10 protein-coding genes and 1 tRNA gene are annotated in these 13,541 nt (G+C 68.5%); 2 read left to right on the top strand and 9 right to left on the bottom strand.

The genetic code is table 11. The annotated features are described in order from the left end of the window. Positions 1-2,039 precede the first annotated feature (2,039 nt). Both Q9Q40_13435 and Q9Q40_13430 read right to left on the bottom strand, forming a co-directional pair. Positions 2,040-2,780, bottom strand: coding sequence for a uroporphyrinogen-III synthase (locus tag Q9Q40_13435; GenBank protein ID MDQ7008222.1), 741 nt, complete (start codon positions 2,778-2,780; stop codon positions 2,040-2,042). Beyond that, positions 2,777-4,096, bottom strand: a complete 1,320-nt coding sequence (locus Q9Q40_13430) for a M64 family metallopeptidase (GenBank protein MDQ7008221.1) — start codon at positions 4,094-4,096, stop codon at positions 2,777-2,779. Before Q9Q40_13430 ends, Q9Q40_13435 begins: the two co-directional genes overlap by 4 nt. A gap of 89 nt (positions 4,097-4,185) precedes the next feature. Here Q9Q40_13430 and Q9Q40_13425 point away from each other — a divergent pair, with 89 nt between their 5' ends. After that, entirely contained in the window at positions 4,186-5,142 is a 957-nt protein-coding gene (locus Q9Q40_13425) for a hypothetical protein (protein ID MDQ7008220.1), read from the top strand. Here Q9Q40_13425 and Q9Q40_13420 read toward each other — a convergent pair. Then, positions 5,111-7,057, bottom strand: a complete 1,947-nt coding sequence (locus Q9Q40_13420; protein MDQ7008219.1) for an oligopeptide transporter, OPT family — start codon at positions 7,055-7,057, stop codon at positions 5,111-5,113. The two genes, Q9Q40_13425 and Q9Q40_13420, sit on opposite strands and share 32 nt — an antisense overlap. Then, on the bottom strand, positions 7,054-8,745 hold the full coding sequence (locus tag Q9Q40_13415; protein ID MDQ7008218.1) for a hypothetical protein: 1,692 nt from the start codon (positions 8,743-8,745) through the stop codon (positions 7,054-7,056). Before Q9Q40_13415 ends, Q9Q40_13420 begins: the two co-directional genes overlap by 4 nt. A 184-nt stretch (positions 8,746-8,929) precedes the next feature. On the opposite strand from Q9Q40_13415, the gene Q9Q40_13410 reads away from it, so the two are divergent. Next, positions 8,930-10,885 carry an ATP-binding protein gene (locus Q9Q40_13410; GenBank protein MDQ7008217.1) on the top strand — a complete coding sequence of 652 codons (1,956 nt, stop codon included), beginning with the start codon at positions 8,930-8,932 and terminating at the stop codon, positions 10,883-10,885. On the opposite strand, the gene Q9Q40_13405 is transcribed toward Q9Q40_13410, so the two are convergent. The 5 genes from Q9Q40_13405 to Q9Q40_13385 all read right to left on the bottom strand — a co-directional run bounded on the left by Q9Q40_13405 (position 10,869) and on the right by Q9Q40_13385 (position 13,486). Then, positions 10,869-11,846, bottom strand: a complete 978-nt coding sequence (locus Q9Q40_13405) for an HD domain-containing protein (protein MDQ7008216.1) — start codon at positions 11,844-11,846, stop codon at positions 10,869-10,871. The genes Q9Q40_13410 and Q9Q40_13405 overlap by 17 nt on opposite strands. 24 nt (positions 11,847-11,870) lie before the next feature. Then, a complete protein-coding gene (locus tag Q9Q40_13400) occupies positions 11,871-12,134 on the bottom strand; it encodes a hypothetical protein (protein MDQ7008215.1) in 264 nt (87 codons plus the stop codon). A gap of 185 nt (positions 12,135-12,319) precedes the next feature. Continuing rightward, positions 12,320-12,409 (bottom strand) — tRNA-Ser (locus Q9Q40_13395). A gap of 99 nt (positions 12,410-12,508) precedes the next feature. Continuing rightward, complete coding sequence (locus tag Q9Q40_13390) at positions 12,509-13,159, bottom strand: fumarylacetoacetate hydrolase family protein (protein MDQ7008214.1); 651 nt, start codon at positions 13,157-13,159, stop codon at positions 12,509-12,511. A 3-nt stretch (positions 13,160-13,162) separates the two neighbouring features. Next, on the bottom strand, positions 13,163-13,486 hold the full coding sequence (locus Q9Q40_13385; protein ID MDQ7008213.1) for a hypothetical protein: 324 nt from the start codon (positions 13,484-13,486) through the stop codon (positions 13,163-13,165). Between the last annotated feature and the right edge of the window lie 55 nt (positions 13,487-13,541).

The following is a 13,541-nucleotide window of genomic DNA, read 5'->3' as shown; positions in this document are numbered from 1 at the left end:
CTCATTCAGGCCCAGCCGTGCGAACAACGCCTGGAAGACGACCAATCCAGAGTAGGACGTCAACGACTGGTCTTCGAACCGAAGGATGGGAATGACAGCGGCTTTACGGCGGACGCTCTTTCTGCTACGCTTCATTGGTTTCGCGGTCTCCTTGGCGTGCTTCTATGTCGGAACAATTATACCCGAGGAGGCCGCATTTTCTACTTCCGCCGGTGATGTTTTTGCATTTCAAAGCCGATTGAATCGAGGCCACAGCGGTCTGCTGGTTTGGGACCGTTGCTAGACTTCACCATCTGTGGCCCCTGGAACCGGTCCGTGACTTGTCGGCATTCGCCGGATACAGCCTGCGTACGATCGGTAATGGCGAATCAGGGGTGCTATTTTCGCAACTGGGGGGTGAACTCTGGTTTCGTAGCACCGGTGGTGGCTTGTGCGAAGGTCGCTATTACAGGTTGATTCTCGTTTTGGTCGACGGGGAGTGGAGGGTGGTCCCCGGGAGCATTCTCAAGGGACTCTTGGAGCCGGAGGAGACTCGGGCGGCGATCGCGAAGAAGCATTTCTCGATGGGTGACTTCTTCCCCCGCAGTTGTAGGCTCAAATGGCATTTGGCGCCTTCAGAGAGCTGCGCTTCCATCGGCAATCTTCTACGTCAATGTGGATTCACCTGGGGAAGCGCTGGTGAAGCATTGGACGAATTCTGGCATCTTGATGGTGACGTGCGAGCACTATTCGAAAATATCGACAGGAGGCTGAAAGAGACCGACTGCGCACTTCCGGGTCGACGACGGGAAGGGCTTGCTCGGTCAGCTCAAGGCGGGCGAGTTCCGCACAGGATCGTGGCGTCTGCATCGAATGGAGTGGGTGGCGAGACGCGAATCGAGAGATCGAACATGATATCAGACGCTAGTAAAGAGCGAGTATGCAGCGTTGGCTATGATGTGGGCTCTTTCACATTCCTGGATCCGAGCTTGGCGCAGGTTGAGCTCTTTGTCGCAGTGAAGGGGCCTGGCGTAGAGGATTGTCATGTGGAGCGATGGGTGATGCTATGCGTTCGATCGGGAGATGAATGGTTGCTGATATAGGCCAGAAAAGATGAGCGCCCAGGGCGTAGACCCGGACATCGATTCATAAATTGGCTGCTGTGCGGTAAGCGGTCGGAAATCGGCGTTCTTCCAGTCGCTTCCATGCCGGCCATAAGAGCCTCTGACATAGCCTATGACATCGCCATTATCGAAAAGGCTGGTCGATACATAGCAAATGGATCGCATCCATCGTACGTTCGTGCTGCAGAGTTGGGAGAGGCGCTCGGGTTGGATGTTGGTGCGCGGTTTGCTCGCTTCCCGTAAGCGGTTGGAAATCGGCGTTCTTCCCAGGCCCGTGGATGACAGCTATAAGAGCCTCTGATCTCGCATCCGTCCCAGGATGCTGGAGAAGAGGAGGCCAGCGATGGCGAGAGGGTGTTCACAGCGTGTTCGGCGTAGTGAGGAAGAGTGGCGGGAGATTCTTTCCCAGCGTTGCAAAACCACGGGTCCACTTTCCCGCCTCGAGCTGGCGTAGAGGTGGGTTCTCGCCCAGATAGCGGATCTCCACCGCTGGTCCGGGAACTTCACCGCTCGTGAACTCTGGAACCAGATGGATACCTGCCGTCATTCGCCAGATACAGCCCATCAACAGTCGTTCCCTGAGAATCCAGAGCCTAGTTTCTGCAACTGCGGAGTAACATCGTTCCAGTTGCAGACGATAGGGTGCGGCTCAGTTCGTCAGAGAGCGACGAGGTCACAGGCGAGCGGCGAGACGGTAGCGTCATTGGCGGTAGCGTGTGGGTGACGGTTCACCAGCGGAGTCCCAGGTTGAGAGCGCGGGGGCAGCGCAGATCCTAGCCTCCCGACTCCGGCCTGGGACGAGGAGAACGGCGGCCAGAAAGTCCGCAGCAGCGGGATCGGCGATCTTGCCGAGGGCCTTGAGAAGGAGACAGTCGTTGCCGGCAAGGCTGGTGCCAGCGCCCATGTGCATCCATGGGTCGTCGTGGAGCGTGGGCTTCAGGAGACGCGGGCGGCAGCCGCCACCAGGTCGTTCAGGCTGCGTCCCGTGGCCTCGGCGGTCACGCTCAGGCCCAGCTCTCGCGCGGCGGCCGTGGTGGTCGGACCGATGGTGATGATCCGGGCGGAGGTGGGCAGGCGAGCGCGCTGGATCAGCCCGCGGGCCGCAGAAGGGCTGGCGAGGAAGACCAGGGGGCGGTCGAGGTGGCGCAGGTCGTCCGGGGGATCCTTCCGGGGATGAGGCCGCGTGGCGTAGACCTCCACCGTGGTGACCACGTGGCCCCGGTGACGGAGGATCTCCACCGCGTCGGTGCGACCGCCCTGAGCGAGGGCGGTAACGATGGTAGCGGGGGCCTCGCCCAGGTGCGCGGCAAGGCTCTCACCCAGGGAGCGAGCGCTGCCCCCGGGGGCGACCAGCCTGGGGGCGGCGAGCCATTCCGCGGCGCGGCGCGCGGTGGCAGGGCCGACCACTGCGACGTTCACGGTGGCGGGCAGGGAGGTCACCAGTCCGGCGACGGCCCCCACGCCTCGGGGTGAGGAGAGCAGCAGCCACTGAGCGCCTTCGAGGGCGGCGGTCAGCCGCGCTGCGGTCTGCGCGTCATGAAAGACCTCTACTTCGATGCAGGGCAGCACCAGGGCATGGGCACCGAGTTCTTCCAGACGCCGAGCCCAGCCGGCGGCATCCTCCCGGGCGCGCGTGAGGATGACCGTGCGGCCGGCCAGGGAGGGCGAATCGCTCATGGTGCTTCCTGCCGCCGGGGAGCATCTGCTTTCTCCAGGGGCCGATCGGCGAGGAAGTCCAGGCGCGCGGCCAGGGCCCGGCGGCAAACGGGGCAGAAGGACTCCGCGCCCTTGTCCTTCATCCGGCAGCGCCGCCAGGGGCGGTAGAGCCCCCGGGGCAGGTAGCCGGCGCCCTCGAAGGCGCCCACCACGCCGTCGAAGGCTGGAAGGTCGGGCGTGGGGAGGGGCGTGTCGGGGGCGACCAGGTCGGCCCAGGCCAGGGAGTCACGCCGGGGGGATGCGGAGAGGTTGGGCTCCCAGGGCTCACGGCCTGCGGGGTAGAACTCCTCGTAGGCCACCTGAGAGGAGAAGTACTCGTCTCCCAGTCCCCCCAGGCCGTGGCCGAATTCATGGATGAACAGAGCCTCGGGATACTCCCCATCGGCGGTGAACACCGTCGCGCCGCCGAAAAGGCCGCCGCCGCCATAGCGTCCGGCGTTGACCATCACCACCAGCAGGTCGTGGGGTACCGCACCGGCCAGGTCTTGCAGGCGGGAGGCCGGGTGGGGTAGCAGGTAGCGGGGGGAGCCGAAAGTGTCGAAGGCGGTCAGGGAGCCGGGGGGGAACAGACCCTTGCGGGGCTCGGCCGGGCCGACGGCGCCGCCCGTGGCCCGCAGCGCCGTCACCTGCAGCAGCTCCTGCCTTTCCGTGAACGGAGAGACCGCCAGCAGGGCTCGAATCAGACGTTCAGCGTCCCGTCGGAACTTCTCTCGCTGAAGGTCGGGGTAGCCGTCGCCCACGATCAACAGGTCCACGGCCTCGGCCAGGGGCGGTCCGGGGCGAATCACCAGCTTCTCGTAGGGTGGTGGCGGTGGAGCCGGGCTGACAGGGGCGGCCGGGTCCAGGGGCCAGCGGAAGACCCGCGCGAAGCCCTGCTCGCCGCGGGCCTCGATCACCAATTCCATGGCGATCCGGGGCAGGGGCAGCCGCAGGGTCTCCACCATCGCCCGCCTTCGCCCCTGCCCGGCTTCGGCGGTGGTCTGCCACTCGTCGAAGAGGCTGGAAAAACCCCGGGAATAGACGCGCTGCCCGCTTTGCGGCTCGATCAGCGCCACCCGCAGCCCGCCCAGATCGTGGGGATCGAGAAGATGCTGCCGGGGCCCCGCCCAGGCCCCTTCGGCAGTCAGGCGCAACAGGGACCAGGCATCCTCTTCTGCCGTGCCGGCGCGCACCAGATCCACCCGCAGGGTCCGGGGCTCGAAGTAGTCCTCGAATGCCGGCGGCGTCGAGGCCAGGGAGAGGCCGAGCGCCGCCAGCGCCGCGGCGGCGATCCGCATTCCGTGCTCCCGGCCGTGTTGTACCACCCTGATTCTCCTTCCCGGTCCACCGCCTTCATTCTATGCTGCGGCCGGGAGGAATGGCCGTGATGGCTTTCGTGCGTGTGGTGACGGTCTGTGCGGCGACCTGCTCGATCGTGATGGCAGGCTCCCTCGATCCCCTCTTCGAACGTTGCGATGGCGTGATCGCCTTCGGGGGGCGGCGATGGGCTGCCGCTTGCGCCGGTGGGGTGGGCTTGTGGGACGCAGAAGGTCGTTCGGCCGGTCCCCGGATGGTGCTGGCGACGGGCGTCATCGACCTCCTCGAAGAAGGCGGCGCCATCCTGGCTGCTGCCGGTCCCCGGGGCCTGGCCCGCCTGCGTCCGGGTTCCCCCGGCCGGCTCGAGGTGATGGCCTTGTATCCACGACCGGGAGCCGTCTACCAGGTGGCTGCCGCATCCGGCGGCTCGCTCCTGCTGGCCGAGGGCAGCGAAGGGCTGGCCGAGGTCGTGATCGATGTCGGCGGCACCTTGCACGAGCGGAGCCGTTTCGACGCCGGCGCCCTGGTGCGCGGCGTGACCGTGGCCGGTGACCAGGTGCTTGCCAGTCTGGGCGCCGCAGGCCTGCTCCTGCTGCGCCGCGGTGAGCAGGGCCTGGCCGAGGTCGCCCGGCTGCCCACCGTCGATGCCCGGGAAGCGGTGCTCGTCGAGGGCAGCGAAGGCCGGCAGGCGGTGGTGGCCGATGGCCGCGGGGGGGTGGTGGTCGTTGCCGTCGAGCCCGATGGCCTGCGGGAAGTGACTCGCCAGCCGCCCCTCGACGGCGCCGCCGTGCGGGGCCTGGACCTGCTGGGCCGCCGGGTGCTGACGGCCGAGGGCCGGGCCGGAGGCCGGTTGCTCGGCCTGGATGCCCGGGGTCGTCTGACAGTCTTGCGGCGCTTCCACCTGCCCGAGGGCAGCTACCTCGATGCCGCCTTTTCGAAGGATGGTCGGCGTGCCGCCTGGGCCTCCGATCGGAGCGGCGTGGTGTGCGTCGGTCTCAGCGTGAAGACGCTTTCGCCGGGCGACTAGTCAGCACCAGCATCCCGGCCAGGCCGACGAAGAGCAGCAGGGCGACCGGGGCGGCCCAGCCCGCCGGCCACTGCCAGCCGAAACCGGGAGGACGCCGGCCGAGCCACAGGGCCAGGCCGGCGGTGCCCACTCCCATCAGGCCTTCGCCGGCGATCAGTCCCGAGCCGAAGAGAATGCCCTGGTCCCGCCGCTCGTCGGCATCCTTCTTCTTGCGGTTCCAGTGATCGAGTCCTGCCCGTAGGCAGCCGCCGAGAAACACCGGCGTCATGGTGGCCAGAGGAAGGTAGACCCCCACGGCGAAGGCCAGGGGCGGGACCCCCAGCAACTGGGCGAACAGGGCGATGGCCGCGCCGATGCCCACCAGGCCCCAGGGCAGGTCCGAGCGCAGCACGCCCTCGATCACCGTGCGAGCCAGGGTCGCCTGGGGCGCGGGAAACTCCTCGCCGCCGAAGCCGTAGACGCTGCCCAGCAGGTAGACCACGGCGGCGACTACCCCCGCATTGACGATGGCGCCGGTCAGCTCGGCAATCTGCTGGCTGCGGGGGGTGGCGCCCAGGATGTATCCCGTCTTCAGATCCTGGGAGATGTCCCCGGCGATGGAGGCGGCCACGCAGACCACCGTGCCGATGGTCAGCACGGTGACCTTGCCGAAGTCGTCGGTCCAGCCCAGCAGGGCGAAGATCACCGACGTGCCCAGCAGCGTGACGATAGCCATGCCCGAGGTGGGGTTGGAAGTCACCCCCACCAGGCCGACGATGCGGGAGGAGACGGTGACGAAGACGAAGGAGAAGACCGTCACGGCGATCGCCGCCACGGTCCGCAGGGCGAAGGGCGCGCCGACTCCCAGGCCCAGCGGATTGAGAGCCAGTGCCAGGACGATCGCCCCGGCGCCGACCAGCACGACGATCATCGGCAGATCCCGCTGGGTGCGGAGGGGAGCCGCTTCGGCCCGGGCGCGCAGGCCGGCCAGCCCCGAGCGCAGGGAGTCGACCATCACCGGTAGCGAGCGCAGCACTGCCAGCAGCCCCGCCATGGCCACGGCGCCGGCGCCGATGTAACGGATGTAGCGATTCCAGATCGCGTCGGGGGACATTTCGGCCAGCGGCAGGTTCGTCTCCGGAAACAGGGGAGTGGAGGCCGCCGCGCCGAAATGGGCGATGGTGGGAATCAACACCAGCCACGAGAGCAGGCCGCCGGCGACCATGATCGCGCCGATGCGGTAGCCCAGCACATAGCCCACCCCCAGCAGGGCGGGGGAGGGCTCGATGCCGAGCTGAGCCTTGGGAATCACCGGCAGGGCCATGCCGACTTCACCGGGCCAGAGCCGGCCGATGGCCACGCCGGCCTTGTGCAGGGCCCCGGCGCCGAGTCCCAGCAGCACGTTGCGAGCGCGGGCGCCTCCCGCGTCGGCGGCGATCAGCACCGCCGCCGAGGCCGTGCCCTCGGGGTAGGGCAAGGTGAGATGCTCGCGTACGATGAGAAAGGGCCGGAGGGGAATCATGAACAGGATGCCCAGGCAGCCACCGCAGGCGGCGAGGAAGGCCACCTGCAGCAGGCCGGTGCCGAGGGGCGGCGCCAGGCCCCACATGAAGAGGGCCGGGATGGTGAAGATGACCCCCGAGGCCAGGGAAGACGAAGCCGACCCGGCGGTTTGACCCAGGTTGGCGTAGAGGATGTTGGACTTGCCGAAGAGCAAGCTCAGGGCGCCGAGCAGCACCACCATGATCACGGCCAGGGGGATCGAGGTGCTGATGGTCAGTCCCACCCGCAGACCCAGGTAGGCGTTGGCCGCTCCCAGCACCGCACCGGCCACCACGCCGAGGAGGATCGGCGCCGGGTGGAAGTCCCGGTAGGCGGTCTGATCCGGGACGTAGGGCTTGAAGGGGGGGACCTCTCCGCCGGGCGTCGCGCTCATGGGAGGGCCTCGCCGGCGATGGGATAGACGGGCCTGAGGTCCACGGGAATCTCCTTCAGCTCGGTCAGAGCCAGGGCCAACTCACCGGGCAAGCGGGGATAACGCTCGAGCAGTTCCAGCGCGGCTTCCCGGTCACCCTCGGCCTGGATTTCCAGCAGCCGCCGGGCGATGCCTTCGACGGCCGGTCGCAGGCGACCCGGGCGGACCACGAGCTTCCGGCGGGCGGGGTCGTGGACCAGCATGCCGGCCTCGCCCAGCAGGCCCAGACTGAGAGTCGCCGCCCGGGCATGAGCCGAGTCGCCGGCAAAGCGTGACGCGCGTAACAGGCCGGCGACCCACGTGGCGGCCAGGGTGGCCGGGTCGACTTTTTGCTCACCCCGACGGTCCAGTTCCAGCAGACACCAGGCGCCGAGCACTTCGGCCTTGGCCTCTTCGATGGGGGCGTAGGTTTCGAGCAGGGCTTCGTGCACGAGGACCGGCCGGCCCGGGGTCCGGGCTCGACCCGGACCCAGGCTGTGGGCCAGCTCATGGAAGAAGATCAGGTCGATGAAGGTGTTTTCGTCGACGCTGAACTCCTCGGCCAACAGTTGCTCGGCGAGGGGGACCAGGGTCCGGCGATACTTGGCCTGGATCACGTTGCGCAGGATCACCTTGCGCGAGCCCTTGATCTGTCGCACCAGGTCGTCGTTGGGCAGGTTGAAAGCGCCGGGTTGGATGCCGGCACGGGCCTGGCCGGCGGAAAAGACCAGGTCGGCGATCCGGATCGGCGAATCCCGGGCTCGGCCCAGCGATTCCGGGATTCCGCCGGCAGGCTTGGGCAGCGCTCCTTCGAAATCGTCGAGTCGATCGGAGAGTCGGGCCAGGCGAGCCGTGGCGGCGCGGTCGGTCACGGTGACGAAGGCCTCGAAAGCGGCCTTGTAGCCGAAGAGCCGGTCGTCGGCGACCTCGAAGGGGCCCAGGGCCAGTTCCACGGGGGCGTCGACGTCCATCCAGGCCAGGTCGGCCTGTTGCCAACGGTCGTTTTCCAGCGCTTCGGCCAGGCGCGCCAGGTAGAGCCGGAGTCCGTCGCTGGCGGTCAGGCGGGCGGCTTCCCGCAGGGCGGTGGCGGCGGGGGCCAGCTCCTGCTGGAAGGCGCGGGAGTACGGCACGCCTTCGAGCCCCTCCTCGCCGTGCCGGACGACAGTGGTCTGGGAGATCAACTCCGCCTCCCGGTCGGGATGTTCACGGATGAAAGCGCGAAATGCCTCCTCCTCCAGGTCCGGAGGGTAGAAGCCCGCTCCCGGAGGGCGGGGTGGGACGCCGCGGACGAAGCTCTTCCAGCCGAGCTGGCGCTGGTAGACTCCCGCCTGGACCGCAAAGTAGTCGAGCGCCTGGCGCCCTTTTCGTCCGGGAATCGATTCGAGCCACCGCCGATAGCGCGGATTGGCCCGATCCGCCTGGAGCCGGTAGACCGGCTCGATGGCCCGGGCGGCGGTGATCAGCAGATCCAGGACTTTTCGTTCTGTTTCGTCCAGCGCCGAAAGATCCGCGTCCAGGATCACCGGAACGAAATCCGCGAGACCTCTTTCGAATCCTTCGACGAGTTCGAGTTGCGGGGCCTCCTCCCCGGGGGCGGGAGGCGGCGTGGAGCAGCCGCTGGTCAGGGTCAGGGCCGCGGCAGCGAGAATGGAGGGAGGGAATCGGCGCATGCTCTCCTCGGGCGGCGCAGCATAACGGAGCTTTCCGGTGGGCCACAAGCGCGAGTCCGATGCGCTCGTGCTAGTCTTTGGAGCCGGAAGGGGCGCCGGATCGGGGTCGCGGGTTGACGCAGCTTGTTATGCACCCGCCGGGAAGATGGTTATGCGGCTTTCCCGGTTGACGTGGAGGTGGGTCTTGCCCCGCGCACAGCGCTTTACGCTGGGTCTGTCCCTGGCGACCGTTCTCGTCTTGCTCGGCGCGGTATTCGCGGGAGTGGTCTACCTCAGCCTGCTCGATGCGCGGCAGATGGCGGCCCGCGTTCAGCAGGATCTCGAGCGCCAGAACGACGCGTTCACCCGCGCCATCGACGAGTGGTACCTGCAGGTGGTCCAGGAGCACGCCCGGCAGATCGCCGCGCCTTTCCTGTGGAACGTGGAGAGCCTCGAGGGATTGGCCGAAGGCACCCCCGCCTTCCGTCACCTCCAGCGCCGGATGTGGCAATTCGTCTACGGCAAGGACCGGGAACCCGCCTGGCACGACTCGCCGGTAGGGCCGCTCGAGTCCGTGCTGATCGTCGATCGGCACCATCGCATCGTCGCCGCTTCCGATCCGATGGTGGTCGATCGCACCTTCACGGACCCGGAAGAAATCGCCCGTCTCGATCGGGCTATCGTCGAGCCCCAGGTGCGCCGCATCGACGGTGAGCGAGGCGATGGGCGTTCGGTGGTGGAACTCTCCCTGGCGGTGCCCAACTCCCGGGGTGAACCCATCGGGGTGGTGCGCCTGCGCTACGTGGGCGGGGTGGTGGGTCGCCCACCCCAACCCCCGACCCTCGTGGTTCCCGATCAGCCGCGGTTGTGGGGGCCGGCCCTGGCGGGGCTGGTGGCGATCCTGGGTCTGGGCTTCGGCATCTGGGCCACCAACCGGGTCTTCTCGTTGCAGCGGCGGCTGGAGGCGATGGCTCGCGGTCTGCGCCTGCCCCCCGCCCGGGGCGCCGGAGCCAAGGCCCTGTCGATGATCGAGGAACGTCTCGAGTCTCTCAGCGAGTCGGTGCGGCGGGACGACCTGCTGGTGGCTTCGCTCTCCGACGCGCTCCGGGAAGGGGTGATCCTGGTCGATCCCGACGGTCGACCGGTGATCGCCAACCGTCAAATCGAAGAGATGTTCCAGCTCGGTCGGGGGGAGGGCGAGGACCGTCTGGCGCGCGTGGCTGCGGTGGTCGAGCGCAACCTCTCCCTCAAAGAGCTGCTGGACGCGGGCCTCACCCGGGGGCGGGCGGTGCGCGAGCACCCGCTGCAATTGCGTATTCCCTGGGTCGGCCCGGTTGCGGTGCAGGTCACGTCCTATGTGCTGCGGGACGGTGATCGGACAGCCGGGCTGATGCTGGTGCTCAAGGACCGGGCCTCCATCGAGAGTCTCGAGCGTAACCTGCGGGAAGCCTCCCGCCTGCAGACCATCGTGCGCCTGACCGGCAGCGTGGCCCACGAGGTGAAGAACCCCCTGGGAGCGATCACGGTTCATCTCGAACAGTTGCGCCGCAAGGTGGTGCGGGCCGATCCGGCCGGTGAATCGCGCCTCGGTGAGCGGGTGGACGTGGTCCGCGAGGAAATCTCGCGCCTGCGGGAAATCCTCTCCGAATGGTTGCAGCTCACGGCCCCCGAAGAACGGGGCGAGGCGCGGGCGCCTGTGGTGCAGGTGCTCGATTCGGTGGGGCGCTTGTTGCGGGTGGAAGCCCGGCACCAGGGGGTGGAACTGGTCACCGAGCTCTTCGGCGAGGATTGCCGGGTGGCCCTGTCGTCGGCACGGTTGCGGCAGGTGCTGCTCAACCTTGCGCTCAACGCCTTGCAGGCCATGCCCGACGGAGGCCGGCTCGTTCTGCGGGCCCGCGTGGGAGCCGAGCGGGTGGCCTTCGAGGTGGAGGACACGGGTGCCGGCATTCCCCGGGAAGTGCAGGACAAGATCTTTGATTTCCATTTCACGACCCGCTCGGGCGGCTCGGGTCTCGGGTTGTCGATCTGTCGCATGATGGTCGAAGAGGCCGGTGGCATCCTGACTTTCGTCAGCGAGGAAGGGAAGGGGACCACCTTCCAGGTCTTCTTGCCTCCCGCCCAGCCCGCGCGCCAGTCCGTCAGCCTCAGCCCTGGTGCGTGAGTCGCCCGGGGCGGGCGACCTCCTCCTCGAGGGCGGCCAGTTCTTCGCCCCAGGTCTCCCGGCGAATCTCCTCGAAGGCCCGGGCCGGTGCCAGGGCGGGCCGATAGAGCTGGGGGGAAGTCAGGGAGTCCCAAACCTCGGCGATGGCGATCACCCGCGCTTCGGGGAGGATCTGCCGGCCGGCCAGCCCGAGGTAGCCGCCGCCGTCCCGGCGTTCGTGATGCTGGGCGACCACCCGGGCCAGGCGCAGGTCTCCGGTCAAGGCCGCGACCAGCGCATGGCCCCAGGGCGCATGGCGCCGCACGCGCCTGCGCTCTTCCCGGTCCAGTCGCCGGGTGTGGGTCAAAAGGCCCGGTCCAAGAGCCAGCTTGCCGATGTCGTGCCACAGGGCGGCCTCGGTGATTCGAGTCAGGCTCTCGGAATCGAATCCCAGCCGCCGGCCGAGGGCGGAGGCCAGTGTTGCGACCCGCTGAGCGTGCCCGGGCATGCCGGCGTCCCGTTGCTCGACGGTGGCCAGCAGTTGCCGGCGAAGGTGCCGGGCGGCATGTTCGAGCGCTCCCGGCCGACGCCTCCCGACCTCCGGGAGGCGGGCCGGATGGCCCAGGCAGGCGGCCAGGCGGAGCAGCACTTCGACGGCGGCGAAGACGGTCGAGGGCTCGGGAGGCCCGGTGTGGCAGAGGAGGAAATCCCCTTGGGCGATCTCCGACGCCTCGCCAAGGTGCAGCACGGGAAGCCGGGACCAGGGCACGGCCAGCGTCGAGAGCCGTCGCTGGAGGCGGTGCAGGGTGAGCAGGGGGTGGGGGCCATCGAGCAGCAGCAGGTCGTAGGCCGTGTCCGGCCAGCGGCGGGCCAGGAGCTCGACGCTGGCGGCCGATTCCAGCTGGTGGCCGGCCTCCTCGAGCCGGCGGCGCCACGGGCGCTGGTCGCCCCGCTCGCCACCCAGCACTGCCAGTCGTGCCATCGCCCCGCCGCGGGGAGGGGCTCGCTAAGGCGACTCTCCCTCGTCGCAGTGGCAGAGTTCCAGGCGTCGGTTGCAGGCAAAGCAGTACCCCTTGGAGCGAAACCACTCGGTCATCTCCGCCTGCCAGGCATCGACGATCCCCATGCGTTCCACCTCCTCGAAGCCGGCCTCGTCGAGCCAGGCCGCCATGTTCTCGAGGCTGCGGTGGTAGGCCGTGAGCAGGTCGAAAATGGTGCTCTCGCCGCCCGCGCCCTCTGTCGGCTCCGTGTCGTTGGGGGTACGACTCACGCTCTGCTCCCGGCGGCCCGCCGGGACCCGATGCCGGACCTGCCCCGGGCATCCCGTCGCCCGGCGCGGCCCATCCCGGTCTTTAGCATAAAACGACGAAACTTTCCGAACAAGCTGACGCGGGGGGCTCAGCACCGCCTCTCCGGGGTGCCTGCCCTGGGGAGGCAGCAGGGAGCATCGCGATTTGGCGGAAGGGGTGGGATTCGAACCCACGGTACAGTTGCCTGCACAGCGGTTTTCGAGACCGCCGCCTTCGTCCACTCGGCCACCCTTCCGCATGGCCGCCGGCGCCCGGTCGGGGCGCCGGCGGGGTGGGTGCTGATGGTAGCGGAGAGGGCGCAGCCTGTCATGGCGGGAGCGTGCGAAAAGAGCCTTCAGGTGACTTCGACCCTCAGCTCCTCGCCCAGGGCACGGGAGACGGCGGTGGCCCGTTGCCCCGGTCGGATGGGACCGACGCCGGCGGGAGTGCCGGTGAAGATCAGGTCGCCCGGTTCCAGCAGGAACCAGCGCGAGAGCAGGGCCACCACGGCGGGAGGATCGTGGATCATCTCGGCGCAGGTGGCCTGTTGGCGCAGGGTGCCCTCGACGGTGCAGCGCAGGTCGATTTCACCCCAGCGTCCCCGGAAGGCCGTCGCGTCCTGGAGCGGGCTGATGGGGGCGGCGCCGGCGAACCCCTTGCTGCGGGCCCAGGGCGCGCCCTTCTTCTTGGCTTCGGCCTGCAGGTCCCGGGCTGTCAGGTCGAGGCCGAGAGCCAGGCTCTCGATCGCCGCGTCGGCCGCCTCGGGCCCCAGGTTGGCGCCTCCCCGGCCCAGGGCGAGCACCAGTTCCACCTCGTGGTGCAGTTCCGTCGAGCCCTCGGGAAGCCGCACCCGGCCCCCGCCGGGAAGCAGGGCCGAGCGCGGCATGATGAAGACGACCGGTTCGGTGGTCGCGCGCATCTCCGCGGCATGGGCCGCAAAGTTACGGCCCAGGCCATAGATCGTGCCCACCTCTCGCGAGGGGCCATCCCGGCCCGGCAGGTGCATCGATCAGCGTTCCTCGGCGGGTAGCACCCGGGCCGCGGGTTGGGGGTCGGTTTCCCACTTGCGGTAGTCCCGCGGTACCCGTGTCCGCAGGGGAGCGGCAAACTCCACCAGGGTTGCGAGGGCGACGAGCGGAATCGCCGCCACGAGGAGATAGAAGAGTTCCACCGGGTCACCCGTGTCCAGGTAGAGCGCCACCTGGCGGGTGACCAGGAAAGCGCCGCCGACGGCCAGCAGGCCGTCTCGCAGCCAGCGGGCCCAACGAGCCAGACCCAGGTGCGAACGGCACCAGCGGCAGATGATCGGTCGCCCCGGGGTAGGGCGAGCCATGGTCCAAGGTCCTAGCCTCCCCCCGCATTCCGGACAGAGCGCCATCGGTCGACTC

The sequence above is a fragment of the Acidobacteriota bacterium genome (assembly GCA_030949985.1).
Classification (GTDB): domain Bacteria; phylum Acidobacteriota; class Polarisedimenticolia; order J045; family J045; genus JALTMS01.
The sequence above is the reverse complement of the archived record's forward strand: the minus strand, read 5'-3'. Positions and strand labels throughout refer to the sequence as shown.

What these genes read in the sequence shown, in the direction of transcription:
- Q9Q40_13435 (MDQ7008222.1), bottom strand. Translation starts at nt 2,780, where the DNA reads ATGAGCGATTCGCCCTCCCTGGCCGGCCGCACGGTCATCCTCACGCGC.
- Q9Q40_13430 (MDQ7008221.1), bottom strand. Translation starts at nt 4,096, where the DNA reads ATGCGGATCGCCGCCGCGGCGCTGGCGGCGCTCGGCCTCTCCCTGGCC.
- Q9Q40_13425 (MDQ7008220.1), top strand. Translation starts at nt 4,186, where the DNA reads ATGGCTTTCGTGCGTGTGGTGACGGTCTGTGCGGCGACCTGCTCGATC.
- Q9Q40_13420 (MDQ7008219.1), bottom strand. Translation starts at nt 7,057, where the DNA reads ATGAGCGCGACGCCCGGCGGAGAGGTCCCCCCCTTCAAGCCCTACGTC.
- Q9Q40_13415 (MDQ7008218.1), bottom strand. Translation starts at nt 8,745, where the DNA reads ATGCGCCGATTCCCTCCCTCCATTCTCGCTGCCGCGGCCCTGACCCTG.
- Q9Q40_13405 (MDQ7008216.1), bottom strand. Translation starts at nt 11,846, where the DNA reads ATGGCACGACTGGCAGTGCTGGGTGGCGAGCGGGGCGACCAGCGCCCG.
- Q9Q40_13390 (MDQ7008214.1), bottom strand. Translation starts at nt 13,159, where the DNA reads ATGCACCTGCCGGGCCGGGATGGCCCCTCGCGAGAGGTGGGCACGATC.
- Q9Q40_13385 (MDQ7008213.1), bottom strand. Translation starts at nt 13,486, where the DNA reads ATGGCTCGCCCTACCCCGGGGCGACCGATCATCTGCCGCTGGTGCCGT.